Raw genomic sequence first — 15,315 nt, forward strand, 5'->3', positions numbered from 1 at the left:
CTAGCCGCGCAGCGACTGGAGGCGGTCGACGAAGAACCCGGAGATCTGGCGCGATAGGGCAACCAGGATCGCAAGGCCCACGACCGCTTCGGCGGCCGCGATGGTGAGCGTCAAGAGCACCAGCATGTAGCCGGCCAGGTCGTAGTTGTAGACCGCGAAAGCGCCCAGGTTCAGGATCGCGCCCTGGAGCATCAACTCGACCGAGAGGAAGACAACGATAATGTTGCGGCGGATCAACACCCCGACCGCGCCGAGCGAGAAGAGGATCGCGCCGACTATGAGGAAGGCCGAAAGCGGCAGGGTCAATGCGCGCCCCCGTGCGAATCGCCCTCGAGCGCGGCGACGTATTCGGCGCCGGCGGCGTCGGTGACCGGGTCGACATCCTCTTCGATCTCTTCCTCGTCGGACGCCCGCCGCGCCAGGACGAGTCCGGCAATCGAGGCCGCCATCAGCAGGACCCCGGCCACCTCGAACGGCAGCGCATATTGGGAAAAGATCACGTCGGCGGCGGCGATCGCGGATCCGCCGGCGGCGTCGATGGCCTCGGGCGAATAGCGCCCCAACTGCTCCCTGCTCGGGTTGGGCTGGGCGGCCGCCACCCAGACGGCCTCGATCAGCAGCAGCGCCCCGAGGGGAATACCGAGCCAGGTCTGGTAGCGGTGCAGGTATCGGGTCTCTTCGTGCTGGTGGAGGTTGAGCAGCATCATCGTGAAAAGGAAGAGGACGATGATCGCGCCGGCGTACACCAGGACATTAAGAACCGCCAGGAACCCGGAACCCAGGATCACCAGCATCCCGGTGACGTGAAAAACCGTCAGGACCAATGCCAGCGCGCAGTGAATCGGGCTTCGCAGGAGCACCACGGCCAAACCGCTGACGACGGCGACAACCGACAGGTAGACGAAAGCGGCTTCGGTCACCTGGTTACTTGTTCCAGTGGTGCTTGAAGAGCTGCTGGTCGGAGTCTTCCCACATCTGCATCATCGTGTCGGCGTCGATCACCAACTCGGAGCGGTCCGGGGTGACGGTGTGATAGGCGGGAGTGACCTGCAGGGCGTCGACCGGGCAGGCCTCGATGCACAGATAGCAATAGATGCAGCGGCCCAGGTCGAATTCGTAGCGCTCGACCCAGCGCGTCCCGTCTTCGGCCTCGGACGTATCGATCCGGATAACGTCGTTGGGGCAGGCGGTCTCGCAGAGTCCGCAGCCTACGCACGAGAGCAGACCGGTCACCTCGTCGCGCCGCATCCCGACCATGCCGCGGAAGCGCTCGGCCACCGGGCGCGGCTCTTCCGGATAAAGGTAGGTGATGGGTTTTCGGAACCCGATCGAGAAGACCTTGGCCAGGCCGGTGAGTAGTCCCTTGCCGAACATTTGCCCTCTCTAGCTCCAGAAAATCCGCATGACCGTGGCCAGCGCCAGGTTCACGACTCCGGCCGGCAGCAGTATCTTCCAGCAGAACCCCATCAGCTGGTCGTAGCGCAGCCGCGGCAGGGTCCCGCGCAGGAGTATGTAAAGGAACATCACAACTAGCGCCTTGCCGACTATCCAGAGGATCCCGGACAGGCCCTCGGCGCCGGGAATCGTCCAACCGTTCCAGCCGCCCAAAAAGAGGATTGCGACCAGGAACGAAGACAGCAGCATGTTGGCGTACTCGGCCATGAAGAAGAAGGCCCAGCGCATGCCCGAATACTCGACGTGGTAGCCGGCCACGATCTCGGTCTCGGCTTCCGGCAGGTCGAAGGGTACCCGGTTGGTCTCGGCCACGACCGAGATCAGGAAGATGAGGAACCCGAGCAGCTGCGGGACGATGTGCCACATGTGCTTCTGGGACTCGACGATGTCGATCAGCGAGAACGAGCCCGCGTACATCAGGACGCCCAGGATCGCCAAGCCGAGCGAGATCTCGTAGGAGATCACCTGGGCCGAGGAGCGCAGCGATCCGAAGTGCGCGTACTTCGAATTCGACGACCAGCCCGACATCACCGGACCGTAGGCGTTGAGCGAACCCAGCGCCAGCACGAACAGCAGGGCGACGTTCAGGTCCACGATCCATAGTTCGATCTCGCGGCCCAGCTCGATTCGCGGGCCCAGCGGGATGACCGCCCAGGCGGTGGCGGCCGGCACCACCATGAACAGCGGCGCCAGCCAGAAGACGACCTTGTCGCCCCAAGGCGGGATTATGTCTTCCTTTACTCCCAGCTTCAATCCATCGACGAGCGTCTGCAGCACTCCCCAGGGACCGACCCGGTTGGGGCCGTAGCGGGCCTGGACGCGGCCCAGGTACTTGCGTTCGGCCAGGACCCAGATCATCGGCGAGGTGAAGAACACCACGAAGAAGACCAGGATCTTGACCGCGAGGATGACCACATCCCAGCCGTCCATCTAGGCAGGACCAGCCTTCCGCAGCGAGACCGGCCGCCCGTCCGCTCCGCCCGGGTAGAGCTGCTCGCCGGCCGCGCCAGTCAGGCCGTCGGCCAGGTAAACGACCCCGGCCGGAACCCGATCGTCGATCAGGACTTCGACGTCTACCGAACCGAACGCCGAGCGCAGGACGGCCCGCTCTCCACCCGCGAGCCCGAGCCAGTCGGCGTCCGAGGATCCGATCTCGACGCACTCGGAGTAGATCCCCGATAAGACCTCGCCGCGGCGCAGGTTGCGGCTTCCGGAGAACAGGTTGGTCTCATTGGCCAGCACCAGCGGAAGGTCGGCGGTGGGCTGACGGACCTGCCCGTTTTCCTTTGCCACGGGCGGATCGCCCGGTTGGCGCTGGGCGATGCCAAACGAACCGAGCTCCTGCCAGAGTCCGGAGCTCGAGCGGTGCCCGAATCCGAACCCGACGTAGTCGGCCAGGCGGGCTGCGATTTCCCAGTCGGCGCGCGCATGACCGGGTGGCGGGACCGAGACCTCGAGATGGTTGGCGCGGCCCTCGAACGAAATCAGGTGCCCGTCCTTTTCGGCCGAAGCGGCTCCGGGCAGGACCACGTCGGCGACCTCGGTCAACGGTCCGGCGTGGGTCGCCTGGACTATGAGCAGGCGGACATCGTCCAACACCGCGGCGTTCACCGATCCGCCAGGCAGCTGAGCGGGGTCCTCGATTCCGGCCAGGTACAGCGCGGCAAGTTCGCCTGAAGAGGCAAGATCGGCGAAATCGCGGCCCCGACCGGTCGGCGGACTGCTCCATGCCGTGCTAAGCGCGGACTGGGATTCGGCATCATCGGCCGGGATCCGACCCGGCAGAAGGTCCGGCCCGATTCCGGCCCGCCAGATTCCGGCCGCGTTCGCCGTCTCCGGCAGCGGGCAGAGAGTTGCTCCGGTCGCTCCGGCCAGGCGGCTGGCAGCGGCGGCGATCTCGGCTCCGCGCCCCCGCGTCCAGGCGCCGGTGTCCCAAATAAGGAACGCCCGCTGGGCGTCGGCGAGTTTTCGGGCTAGGCCGGAAAGCTGTTCGGAGTCGATTCCCAAGGCGGCGGCCGATTCTGTAGACGGCTCGGCAAGAGCTTCAAGGAATGAGATCTCGTCACCGGGCTTGATGCGCAGTGACGAATCTGCGAAAACGTCCAGTCCGGAGCCGACCCGCGTCGCGGTCGCGTAAGCCATCTGCCCCTTGCGCGCGGCCGCTTTCATGTGCGCCGCGAGGACGTTGTGGGTCCCGTTAACATCCGCTCCGAACACGAGCGCGAAGTCCGAATTGAGCACCGCGTCCTGGTCAGGGAAAAGGGCCGCGCTGCCGAGTTGCGCCTCGATCGCATCGGCGGCCCTGACGAACCCGGATTCGGCCTGGTAAACGTTTGCCGTCCCCAGCGCCCCGCGCGCCAGTCGCGCGAACGCGTAGCCGTCCTCGACCGAGAGTTCGTTCCCGGCCACAACGGCTATCGATTCAGGGCCTTCGCGTCGGGCGATCTCGAGCAGCGAGTCACCGACGTGCTCGATCGCCTCCGGCCAGCCCACCTCGACTAGCTCCCCGCCACGGCGGATCATCGGCGCGGTGACCCGCGAGGGGTCGTTGACGTGTTCCCAGCCGAAGAAGCCCTTGCCGCAAAGGATCCCGCGGTTGGGTTCGGCGACCGGCCGGGCCCTGGCGCGCAGGACCGTGCCCTTGCGCGATTCGAGCTGCAGCTGGCAACCGACCGAGCAGTGCGGGCAGGTCGTCTGCGTCTGGACCGTCTGCCAGGCCCTTGCCTGGTGCTTGAACGGCCGGCTCAGGACCGCGCCAACCGGGCAGACCTCGACGCACATGCCGCAGCGTTCGCAGTCCATGAACTTGTGCTGGGCGGTGACGATGAAGGATTTGGACCCCCGGTCGGATACGTCCAGGGCGTGCACGCCCATCTGCTCGTCGCAGACCCGCACGCACCGGTAGCAGAGGATGCACCGGTTGTGATTGATCATGATCACTTCGTTGAGGTGTTCCTCTGGGAACGCCTTGGAGACGGTCTCGAAGGGGCTGCTCCAGATGTTCAGGCCGAACGTTTCGTCCTGGAGCTCGCAGGTTCCGGACTGGTCGCAGTAGGGGCAGTCGAGCGGATGGTGCTGGAGCAGCAGTTCGATCGTCTGACGCCGGATCTGCTGCATCTCGTCGGTGTCGGTCTTGACCGTCATGCCGTCGGCGGCGGGCGTGGTGCAGGAGGCCATCGGCCGTGGCGGCCCGGGCGAGATCTCGACCACGCACATGCGGCAGGCCCCGACCGGTTCGAGGATTTCGTGGTTACACAGCGTGGGGACGTCGATCCCGACCGATTCGGCGGCCTGGAGTACAGTCAAGCCCTTGGGAACGGTGACTTCCCGGCCGTCGATAGTCAGGGTGACGGTGTCGGCGGGCGCGTTTACGGCCATGTTCAGCGGTCCACTTCGCCGAGAACGATATCGATGCTGCCGATGCAGGCGACCAGGTCGGCTATGAGCTCGCCTTCGACCATTTCCGAGAGCGAGGAGAGATTCACGAACGACGGCGAACGGATGTGGCAGCGGTAGGGGACGCCCGATCCGTCGGAGACGAAGTAGAAGCCAAGTTCCCCTTTCGGCGACTCGACCCCGAAATAGGTGTCGCCCGGCGGCGGTGAATACCCCTCGATCACCAGCTTGAAGTGGTTGATCATCGCCTCCATGTCGCCGCGCATCCCGGCCGGTTCCCAGCCCGAAACGCGTTCGATCTCCGGCCAGACGACGTTGGCGTTGTTGGCGTTCACCGGCTCGCCGGCAAGTTCGCGGGCGCGTTCGACGGACTGGAGGATGATGGCCCGCGACTGGAAGAGTTCGTTGAGCCGCACCAAGTAGCGCGACCAGACGTCGCAGCCGTTAAACACCGGCACCTCGAAGTCGATCTGGTCGTAGCGGGCGTACGGCTGATTGCGGCGCAGGTCCCAGTCGACGCCCGACCCGCGCAATGAGGGTCCGGTCACGCCGTAGCTGATCGCTTTTTCCGGCTCGATGATCCCGACACCCTGCGTGCGCATCTGGTAGATCTCGTTGCCGGTCAGGATCGTGTCGAATTCCTCGACCGTGAACCCGTTGGCAAATTCCTCGACGTGATCGAGCCAGCCGGGCGGGTCGTCGTGTCTCCCAACGCCGCCGGCCCGCATGTAATTCGTGGTTAGGCGGGCGCCGCAACCCTCCTCGAAGAGCCCCGAGATCTTCTCGCGTTCGCGGAAAGCGTAGAGAAACATCGACATCGCGCCCATGTCCAGGCTGTGCGTGCCGATCCAGATCATGTGACCGTAGATCCGGGCAAGTTCCATCACGATCATGCGCAGGTAGTGGGCGCGCTCGGGGACTTGGTCCTCGATGCCGAGTAGTTTTTCGACCGCCATCAAGTAGCCAAGGTTGTTGGCCGGGGCGGCGGTGTAGTCGGTGCGGTCGGTATAGACCATGCCCTGGTAGTAGAGGCGCGACTCGATCAGTTTTTCGACGCCGCGGTGCAGGTAGCCGATGTCGCAGTCGGCCTTCTCGATCGTTTCGCCGGCGATCTGGGCTGCGACTCGCAGGACCCCGTGGGTGGAAGGGTGCTGGGGTCCGATGTTGATCATCATCCGGTCCGGCGGCGGGTCGGCCATTCGCGCCGGCAGCGGCTGGTGGGTGCCCCTCATTTGCATGCTCATCGGGCATCGCCCCAGAAATCGTCGGGGTCGACCTTGCCCAGGGCGTCGGTCTGGTAGGCGTCGATCGGGAAGTCCGGCCCCTCGAGCGGGAAATCCTTGCGCATCGGAAACCAGGGGTACGGCTGCGGCATCAGGATCCGACGCAAGTCCGGGTGTCCGTCGAACTCGATCCCGAACATGTCGTAGCACTCGCGCTCCTGCCAGTCGGCGGTCAGATAGAGATCCGACACGGTCGGGGCGTTCTCGCCCATCGCAATGTCGGTCTTGAGGGCCATGAAGACGTTCTTGCTCAGCGACCGCAGGTGGTAGACGAGCTCGAATTCCCGCTCGCGCTCCGGCCAGTGGACAACGGTGATCGAGACAAGCAGCTTGAATTCGACGGCAGATTCATCGCGCAGGGCTGCAATGGACCGGTGAAGGTCCTCAATACCGACCCGAACGCTCAGGTCGCCGCGGTCCCGCCAAACCGCGTCCTCGGGCGCAAAGGGAAGAGCGCCCCGGACCGCCGCTTCAAGCTCTTCGTCTGAGAGCTGCGGCGTGCGCGCGGTGGGGAGGAGGATCTCAGCGGACGACAAGGATCAGCCTTCGTGTACCGCCCAGTCAAACACTCCCATCTTCCACGCCACCAGATCGGCCACGGCCAGAAAGACCACGAACAGGGTCATCAGCCCGGCCATGTACAGTTTTTCGCCCAATTCGGTGAGCGAGGCAAAGTGCACCGCCCACGGATAGAGGAATACGAGCTCAAGATCGAAGGCGACAAAAAGCATCGCAACCATGTAGAACTTCACCTGGTGCTGGCCGCGGGTATCGCCGGTAGCCGGCATGCCCGATTCGTACGCTTCGAGCTTGGCCCCGACGTCCCGGTGGGGCCTCAATATCCCTGCCCCAACCAGGCTGGCCACCGCGAATACGGTGATCACGACGGCCATCAAAACCGGCCCTATGTAATTTGGCAATCAGCTCCCGGCTTTCGCTGCATAAGTCGGTTGCGGAAAATAATCGGTTGAAAGCGCCCGAAATTCTATTCCCAGACCAGATTGCGATTCTTCGCCTCGCGGGGTTCGCAAGCCTGGTTCGGAAACGTTTATTGGCGGGCGTAAACCGTCGACTCATGTAAGGGAATGCCCTTTTGAAGGCCAAGGAGGCGCAGCGCTGCGCGTAGGCGTCGACGTGGGCGGCACCTTCACGGACCTGATTGCGTTTGGCGAAGATGGACCGCGGATCGGAAAAGTTCCGACCGCCGCCCCGGATCCAAGCGTCGGGGTGATTCAGGGCGTAAAAGACCTTGGAGTGAATTCGCCCGACGCGATCCTCCACGGTTCCACCGTGGCCACGAACGCGTTGCTGGAGCGCAAGGGGGCCAGGGTGGGGCTGGTTACGACCCGAGGGTTCGGGGATGTGTTGGAGATCGGCCGCCAGAACCGGCCGCGGCTGTACGAGATCGAACCGCAAAAACCGGCGCCGCTGATCCCCGGAGAACTGCGTTTTGAGCTGACCGAGCGCACGGCCGCAGACGGGACCGCGTTGGTGCGGCCGGATCCCGACGAACTGGAACAGCTTGCCCGGAGGCTGCTTGCCGCCCGCGTCGAAGCCGTGGCAATCTGTTTTCTCCACTCCTACGCGAACCCGGAAAACGAACGAATCGCCGCCGCAGTGCTGAAAGGCGCCGGATTGCCGCGCGTGTCGATCTCGGCGGAAGTCTTGCCGGAATTTCGCGAATACGAACGAACCTCGACGGTCGCCGCCAACGCCTATCTGGCCGAACCGGTCGAGCGCTACCTGCACACACTGCGCCGTGACGCCTCCGGACCGCTCTGGATAGTCCAGTCCAACGGCGGTTTGCTGACTACCGAGGAGACCGCCCAGCTTCCGGTTCGCACGGTGCTTTCAGGTCCGGCTGGAGGGGTGACGGGGGCGATCTGGTCAGCGGGCGCTTCCGGCTATTCCGAAATCGTCACCTTTGACATGGGTGGAACCTCCACCGATGTCTCGCTTTGTCCCGGAGGGCCGCTGCACACAAATTCGGGAGTGGTTGGCCAGGTCCCGATTTCGATCGACATGATCGACATCCATACCGTAGGCGCGGGAGGCGGCTCCATTGCCTGGGTCGACGATGGCGGCGCTCTAAAGGTCGGGCCGCGGTCGGCGGGATCCGAGCCCGGTCCGGCATGCTACGGGCGGGGCGGGGTTCTGCCGACCGTGTCCGACGCAAACCTGGTGCTCGGGCGCCTGCCCGCTGGCGTAAGGCTGGGCGGCCGCATGGAGTTGGATCTCGCCCGGGCGATTTCGGCAATTCAATCGTTGAATGAACAGCTTCCCGGACCCGACATCGAGCCTGTCGAAATCGCCGCCGCCGTCCTCGATCTGGCCAACGCCAACATGGAAAGCGCGTTGCGACTTATCACCATCGAACGTGGTTTCGACCCGCGGGACTTTGCCCTGGTCGCATTCGGCGGCGCAGGTCCGTTGCACGCCTGTGAATTGGCCGAGCGCCTGCGCATCAAGTCCGTACTCGTCCCTCCGCATCCAGGAGTGCTATCGGCGCTCGGTGCCCTGGTGGCGAATCGTGTCCGGTCTTATTCGCGGACCGTCATGTTGCCGGGAAATTCAGGCTCAAAGGACCGGTTGATCGAAATCGCGGACGACCTGGCCGAGCTCGCCAGGAAGGATCTTGCCTCCGATGGCGTCCCGCGACTGGTGTTCGGCCTGGATATTCGCTACGAAGGTCAGTCGTTCGAATTGACCGTTCCCTGGGACACCGATTCGATCTCCGGTCCGATTGACCGCTTCCACCGTGCCCACGATCGCCGCTATTCCTATTCGCTGCCGGGACATCCGGTTCAAATCGTTTCGATTCGACTCGACGGGATAGTTAAAACCGACGCCCCGCTTGCGGCGGCAGTTGCGCAAAGGCAAGGCGATCCTGCCTCTTCGGCAACCGTTCGGTCGTACTTCGACTCAAAAGTGCACGACACGCCCGTGTACCGACGCGAGGTTCTGGGATCGGGTCACATGATTTCGGGGCCGGCGATCGTCACCCAGGACGACTGCACGACTGTGGTGGCGCCAGGCTGGCTGGCCCGCATGGATGATGCCGGAACTCTGGTGATTTCGCAGCGGGGCTGACCTTGGCCAATCCGCTGGCCGCCAAGCTGGCCGAAGAGATCGAATCAATAGGCCCGATCGGGTTCGAACGGTTCATGGCCGCCGCCCTTTACGATCCTGAATTCGGCTATTACATGGGTGCCGGGAACCCTGACCTCGACTACCGGACCGCGGTTGACACCCACCCGCTCTTTGCGGCGATGTTCGCCCGGCATTTGGACAAAGCTTGGCATGAATTAGGTTGCCCGGAACCGTTCAGCGTTCTGGAGCTCGGCTCGGGGACGGGATCAATGGCCGCTGCGGTCTACCGAATCGCCCGCGAATTGCCCTGGGGAGGAAGCCTTGTCTGGACCGGCGTTGAAATCGGGCCCTCTCGCCGCCGCGCGGCCCAGCTTTCGTGCCCCCGCGCGCGCTGCGTTTCTAATTTCAAGCAGCTCGAATCGCGTTCTTGCGGCGTGGTTTTCGCCAACGAGTACCTGGACGCCTGGCCGTTCAAGCTGGCAAGGCGCGGTGACTCCGGATGGCTCGAAAAGCGGGTGGGAGTTGCCGAAAGTGGATCTTTGGTCTTCGTTGATGCGTCAGCCGATCTGGAGCTGGAGGATTACTGCCGGCGCTGGGGTGAAGCCATTCCCGTCGGCGGAATGATCGAAGCGCGCACCGACTTGGACGGCATTTTTGCCGAGCTGGCGACCAAATTTCAGCGATCGAAAGCCATCTTTGTCGACTACGGGGGATCCGCACGAGAAGTGCATTCGTTGCGCCTGTCTTCGGGGACCGCGCTTGCCTACCGGGGCATGCGGGTCTCCGAAGACCTGCTCGCCGACCCTGGACTTCAGGACCTGACCGCCCACGTGAATTTCGACGCGGTGTCCGAGAGCGCCGGCCGATTCGGGTTCAGAACGCGCCGGATCACTACTCAGGCCCAGAACCTTATAGAACTTGGTATCGGTTCCTACCTTCCCGCGCTCGCAGAAGGTACCGCGCCAGGCAGATCGCGCTACGAGGCAGAGCGCGATGCGATCAGCCGGTTGCTCGACCCGCGGCAAATGGGGTCTTTCAAAGTCCTCGAGCTTGAATTCGGACCGGACGTTACCGGTGGCCCGGTTTAACCCGCGGCGGTAATCTCGGCCTGGCCCAGTCGTTCCGCCAGCAATTCGGGCAATCGAATTGAACCGTCGGCCCGCTGAAAGTTCTCGATGATCGCCACGGTCAGGCGCGGCAGCGCCAATCCCGAACCATTGATCGTGTAGGGGTGGCGCACCCGGCCCGTTCCGCCACCGCGGCAGCGCAGGTTCATTCGCCGGGCCTGGAACTCGCCGAAGCAGGAAACCGACGAGACTTCAAGCCATCGCCCGGTTCCGGGCGCCCAAAGCTCGATATCGTACGTTTTCGCGCTGGCCAGCGAAAGATCGCCGGAACAAAGCTCAATCACCCGATAGGGAAGGCCGAGCAGCTTGACCGGCGCCAGCGCGTGCTCCAAGGTTTCCTCGAGTTCCGAGTAACCGGTCTCCGGCGAAGTGATCCGGACGAGCTCTACCTTGTCGAACTGGTGAACGCGCAACAGGCCCCTCGTTTCGGTCCCGGCAGCACCGGCCTCGCGCCGAAAACAGGGGGTCAGTGCTGCGAACTTCAGCGGGAGGGATTCTTCTGCAATGATCTCGTCGGCATATATGTTTGTCAGCGGGACCTCGGCGGTAGGTATGAGCCAGAGGTCCTCGGATGCGATCCGGTACTGGTCGTCGGCGAATTTCGGCAATTGACCGGTTCCGACCAGTGCCGAGCCTCGCACCAGCGCTGGTGGATAGACCTCGGTGTAACCGTGCTCCCGGGTCTGAAGGTCGAGCATCCAGTTCGAGAGCGCGCGTTGTAGCCGTGCTGATGCACCAAAGTGAAGCCAGAACCCGGAACCCGAAAGCTTGGCCGACCGGGCAAAGTCAATCAGTCCCAGGTCCTCGGCCAGATCGACATGATTTCGGGGTTCGAATTCAAGTTCAGGAATGTTGCCGCCGTCGGTGACAGGGACATTCCCGGAGGCGTCGCTTCCAATCGGGGTCGTATCGTGCGGCGTATTCGGCAGTTCCAGCAAGGCCGCGTCTAATTCGTCGCTCACGGTTGCGATCGAATCTTTAAGCGGCTTTAGGGCTTCGGATGCCGCCCGGGTCCGGGCGATGAGCGCATCACGTTCGGATTTGTCCTTGACCGTTCCGATCGAACGCGAAGTGGATCGGACCTCGTGACGCTTCTGCTCAAGCTCGACCAGGATGCTGCGGCGCCTGCTGTCAAGTTCAAGCACCAGATCCAAGCTTGCTGCCGGGTGGCCTTTTGCTATCACCCCGGCCCTAACTGACTCGGCGTTCTCGCGCAGGAAGCGTAGCGAGTACAAGTTCTACTGCGGGTCTGAGCGAAGTTGCGGGAAAAGCACAACCTCGCGAAAATGTCGCGCCCCGGTGACCAGCATCACCAGCCGGTCAATGCCCACGCCGAGGCCCCCGGTCGGTGGCATGCCCTGCTCGAGCGCCGTGATGAACTCTTCGTCCACCGGATGGGCGTCGGGATCTCCACCGTACTGATCTTCGAACCTGCGTCGCTGTTCGATCGGATCGGTCAACTCACTGTAGCCGTTGGCAATTTCCATGCCGCGCACAAATGCCTCGACCTTGGCAACGTACCGATCCGATCCAGGGGCTCGCTTGGCGAGCGGTGCAAATTCGAGCGGGTAGTCGTAGATGAAAACGGGATTGGTGATTTCGGGGACGATTGCCTGGTCGAGGATCTTGTCGTAGACCTTGCCGATGCCCTGCTCGGGATCAGCATCGACCCGGCTGGTGCGAACCGCCGCGGCGAGTGAATGGGGATCATCAAATTCCTCGATATCCAGTCCGGTTGCATCGAGCACGGCTTCCCGGAATTTGATGCGCGGCCAAGGAGGCGAAAGATCGATTGAATCGGAGTTTTCGCCGCCGTGGATGACCGCCGACCCATTGACCGCACGTGCGGCTTCGGCGACCATCAATTCGGTCAACTCCATCACGTCGTTGTAGTCGGCAAACGCCTGATAGCACTCGAGCATCGTAAATTCCGGCCCGTGGGTGCGGTCGATCCCCTCGTTGCGAAAGTCCTTGCAGATCTCGTAGACGCGCTCGAATCCGCCGACGATCAATCGTTTCAGATACAACTCGTCTGAAATTCGAAGATAGTATTCGCGGTCCAGTGCGTTGTAGCGGGTGGTGAATGGCTGGGCTGCCGCACCTCCGTAAACCGGTTGCAGCGTGGGTGTCTCAACCTCCAGGAAGCCGCGGCCATCGAGAAACGCGCGCACTTGGGAAATGACCCTTGTCCTGGTTTTGAAGATCCGACGCGAATCCTCGTTGGCAATCAGGTCCAGGTGCCGACGCCGGTAGCGCGTTTCAACGTCGCGCAATCCGTGGTATTTCTCCGGCAACGGGCGCAGCGCTTTGGCGAGTAACTGAATGCTCGCCACTCGCAGGGTCGCCTGTCCGGTACGGGTGAGGAACATTTCCCCATCGACTCCAACGACGTCGCCAACATCGGCCCAGCCAAGGGTCGCGGCGTAGGCATCGGGGCCGAGCACTTTGCGCGAAAGCAGCAATTGCAGGCGCGTTCCTTCGGAGTCGATATCGGCGAACGCGCCGCCGCCGAACGAGGAAATTCGCGTTAATCGTCCCGCGACTCGGCAGTGCCCGAGTTCGCCTTGTTCGTCCCACTCGGCGACCGCTTCCGCCAATTGGTGCGTCGGCTTGAAACCGTCTGGGTAGGGGTCGCCGACGTCGGCGAGCTTGGCCCGGCGCTGGGCGATCAGGCGGTCTTCGGTGCCGTTCATGCCGGACTGGTGGTAACCACCGCTCTGGCGCGGCTTACCAGACCCTTATCACTTCGTATTCGACTTTGCGCCCCGGCGCCTTGAAACTCACGCTCTCGCCGGCCTTGGCGCCAAGCAGCGCGCGGGCAGCCGGAGAGTCGTTGGAAATCCTGCCGTTTGGGGGGTCGATTTCCGCCGAACCAACAATCGTGAAGGTGCGCTCACGTCCGCGATCGTCGCGGACCTGCACCGATCCCCCAATAGAAACCTGGGTCGCGTCGTGGCTGTCGATGATCGTGGCCGAGTTGAGGATTTCTCGGATTTCCTCGATTCGGCCTTCGCACGAAGCCAATTCGTCCTTGGCTATGTCGTGCTCGCCGCCGCCCTCGTGCTCGCCTGATTGCTGGTGTTCCTCGATCCTCTTCGAAATCAAGGGGCGGCGAACCGTGACCAGCTCTTCGAGTTCAGCCTCGAGAGATTGTTTTCCGGTGGGCGTGAGGATGACCGACGGCGGCATTGGGAATTCCTGGAAGGGGGTGATGCGGGCGAGCGGCGGCTAGGCATCGCTCGGCCGGCCAATCAGAAAGAGATTTTAGAAAATCCCCGGATATGTGCCGACGTTACATGGTTGGCCGGGTTAGTAATCACATTGCGAACCCCTTGGCGTGCGTGGCCCGAGGCTTTGACAGAGAAGGTTCCCAGCAACTAGTCCAATAGATCGGCCAATTCAACTGACCGGCAATATCGGCCCGCGGCTAAGGGATTGATGGACGACGGACCTGGTAGTTGGGCGCTTCCTTGGTAATGAGCACATCGTGTGGATGGCTCTCTTCGAGGCCGGCCGATGACATGGTCAGGAATTTGGCGGTGGTCTTTAATTCGGAGACCGAGGCGGCGCCACAGTAACCCATTGCCTGTCGCAATCCGCCGGTCAGTTGGGCTACCGTAATCGCCAGCGCTCCGCGGTAAGGGATCTGGGCTTCGATTCCTTCAGCAACTAGTTTCTGATCGCTGCGTCCGTCGTCCTGGGCGTACCGGTCTTTGCTGAATCCGCGGGCGCGCATGGCGCCGATCGAGCCCATGCCCCGGTAATCCTTGTAACGCTCGCCGTGGGTGAGAACGATCTCGCCAGGACTTTCATCGGTGCCGGCAAACAATCCGCCGATCATCACCGCATCAGCACCGGCGGCAATCGCCTTGGCCAGGTCTCCTGAGTAACGGATGCCGCCGTCGGCAATCAGTCCGACTCCATGCTCCGAGCAGACCTGGGCGGCATCGCTTATCGCCGTAACCTGCGGCACACCCACTCCGGCCACTACCCGCGTCGTGCAGATCGCGGACGGGCCGACCCCGACACGGATGCAGTCCGCGCCGGCCGCCACCAGATCGGCGGCCCCTCCTGATGTGGCTACGTTCCCGGCGATAATTGTCGTTTCGACATTAGATTTGAGCCATTCGGTCATTTCCAGTACGCGGCGGCTGTGCCCGTGAGCCGTATCGCAGACTATTACGTCTACTCCGCGTTCCGCCAGGGCTATCGCCCTGTCTCTGGCCTGCTCACCCACGCCCACGGCGGCTGCGACCACCAAACGCCCGTGGTCGTCGAAAACGGCGCTCGGGTACTGGCGACGCTTGGAGAGGTCTTTGACCGTAATAAGTCCGCGCAAGTTGTTCTGCCCGTCGACCACGAGCAGTTTTTCGACACGGTGCTGGTGAAGGATCGCCTCGGCGTCTTCCAACTGGGTTCCCACTGGAACGGTTACTAGGTTTTCGGATGTCATCAGGTCGCAGACCGGGGTGGTGCGGTCGTTGCAAAACCTGATGTCGCGATTCGTCAGAATGCCGCGCAGCTTGCCGTCCGCGCCGGTTATTGGAACCCCGGAGATTCGGTACCTTTGCATCAATTGGAGGGCGTCTTCGAGCAGCGCCTCCTCGCCGAGCGTTACCGGGTCGGAGATCATTCCCGACTGAGAGCGTTTGACGCGGTCAACCTCGGCCACCTGCTCCTCGATGGAGAGGTTGCGGTGGATTACCCCTAAACCGCCTTCGCGCGCCATGGCGATTGCCATTTCCGCTTCGGTGACCGTATCCATTGGCGAAGAGATTAACGGGACATTTAGTTCCAGCCCTTCGGCCAGTACGGTGCCGACGTCGGTTTCGGCAGGCATCACATCCGAGCGAGCCGGCACCAGCAAGACGTCGTCGAAGGTGAAACCTGGTTCAATCGAACGACCGGAAGCCATCAGCAATCGATCCCGCTCTGCGAAATTAGTTCAAAGATTGTCGACCCGA

Annotated in this window: 14 protein-coding genes; 2 read left to right on the top strand and 12 right to left on the bottom strand. The window is 63.0% G+C overall.

Annotated features, from left to right (window positions below):
- Genes nuoK through F4X41_05220 form a run of 8 tightly spaced genes read right to left on the bottom strand, consistent with a single transcriptional unit; the run spans position 1 to position 7,054 of the window.
- Positions 1-306, bottom strand: coding sequence for an NADH-quinone oxidoreductase subunit NuoK (gene nuoK / locus F4X41_05185; GenBank protein MYB16412.1), 306 nt, complete (start codon positions 304-306; stop codon positions 1-3).
- Positions 303-920 carry a hypothetical protein gene (locus F4X41_05190; GenBank protein MYB16413.1) on the bottom strand — a complete coding sequence of 206 codons (618 nt, stop codon included), beginning with the start codon at positions 918-920 and terminating at the stop codon, positions 303-305. The genes nuoK and F4X41_05190 overlap by 4 nt, the downstream gene beginning before the upstream one ends.
- Before the next feature lie 4 nt (positions 921-924).
- Entirely contained in the window at positions 925-1,374 is a 450-nt protein-coding gene (locus F4X41_05195) for an NADH-quinone oxidoreductase subunit I (GenBank protein MYB16414.1), read from the bottom strand.
- Between the two features lie 9 nt (positions 1,375-1,383).
- Entirely contained in the window at positions 1,384-2,385 is a 1,002-nt protein-coding gene (gene nuoH / locus F4X41_05200) for an NADH-quinone oxidoreductase subunit NuoH (GenBank protein MYB16415.1), read from the bottom strand.
- Positions 2,386-4,833, bottom strand: a complete 2,448-nt coding sequence (locus tag F4X41_05205; protein ID MYB16416.1) for a molybdopterin-dependent oxidoreductase — start codon at positions 4,831-4,833, stop codon at positions 2,386-2,388.
- A gap of 2 nt (positions 4,834-4,835) precedes the next feature.
- A complete protein-coding gene (locus F4X41_05210) occupies positions 4,836-6,050 on the bottom strand; it encodes an NADH-quinone oxidoreductase subunit D (GenBank protein MYB16417.1) in 1,215 nt (404 codons plus the stop codon).
- A 41-nt stretch (positions 6,051-6,091) separates the two neighbouring features.
- Positions 6,092-6,670 (bottom strand): NADH-quinone oxidoreductase subunit C, encoded by a 579-nt coding sequence (locus tag F4X41_05215; protein MYB16418.1) that lies wholly within the window; start codon positions 6,668-6,670, stop codon positions 6,092-6,094.
- A 3-nt stretch (positions 6,671-6,673) separates the two neighbouring features.
- The gene (locus F4X41_05220; GenBank protein MYB16419.1) at positions 6,674-7,054 is read right to left on the bottom strand and encodes an NADH-quinone oxidoreductase subunit A; all 381 of its coding nucleotides are present in this window, start codon (positions 7,052-7,054) and stop codon (positions 6,674-6,676) included.
- Between the two features lie 196 nt (positions 7,055-7,250).
- On the opposite strand from F4X41_05220, the gene F4X41_05225 reads away from it, so the two are divergent.
- Positions 7,251-9,224, top strand: a complete 1,974-nt coding sequence (locus F4X41_05225) for a hydantoinase/oxoprolinase family protein (protein ID MYB16420.1) — start codon at positions 7,251-7,253, stop codon at positions 9,222-9,224.
- Positions 9,225-9,226: 2 nt separating this feature from the next.
- A complete protein-coding gene (locus F4X41_05230; GenBank protein ID MYB16421.1) occupies positions 9,227-10,312 on the top strand; it encodes a hypothetical protein in 1,086 nt (361 codons plus the stop codon).
- Here F4X41_05230 and serS read toward each other — a convergent pair.
- The 4 genes from serS to guaB all read right to left on the bottom strand — a co-directional run bounded on the left by serS (position 10,309) and on the right by guaB (position 15,266).
- Positions 10,309-11,586, bottom strand: coding sequence for a serine--tRNA ligase (gene serS / locus F4X41_05235; protein MYB16422.1), 1,278 nt, complete (start codon positions 11,584-11,586; stop codon positions 10,309-10,311). The two genes, F4X41_05230 and serS, sit on opposite strands and share 4 nt — an antisense overlap.
- A gap of 3 nt (positions 11,587-11,589) precedes the next feature.
- Positions 11,590-13,044 carry a lysine--tRNA ligase gene (lysS, locus tag F4X41_05240; protein MYB16423.1) on the bottom strand — a complete coding sequence of 485 codons (1,455 nt, stop codon included), beginning with the start codon at positions 13,042-13,044 and terminating at the stop codon, positions 11,590-11,592.
- A 34-nt stretch (positions 13,045-13,078) separates the two neighbouring features.
- Positions 13,079-13,540: a transcription elongation factor GreA gene (locus F4X41_05245; GenBank protein MYB16424.1), complete on the bottom strand. Its 462-nt coding sequence runs from the start codon at positions 13,538-13,540 to the stop codon at positions 13,079-13,081.
- Between the two features lie 238 nt (positions 13,541-13,778).
- On the bottom strand, positions 13,779-15,266 hold the full coding sequence (gene guaB / locus F4X41_05250; protein MYB16425.1) for an IMP dehydrogenase: 1,488 nt from the start codon (positions 15,264-15,266) through the stop codon (positions 13,779-13,781).
- Positions 15,267-15,315: the final 49 nt, after the last annotated feature.

The sequence above is a fragment of the Chloroflexota bacterium genome, assembly GCA_009840625.1.
In the GTDB taxonomy this organism is placed as follows: Bacteria; Chloroflexota; UBA11872; order UBA11872; family VXNJ01; genus VXNJ01.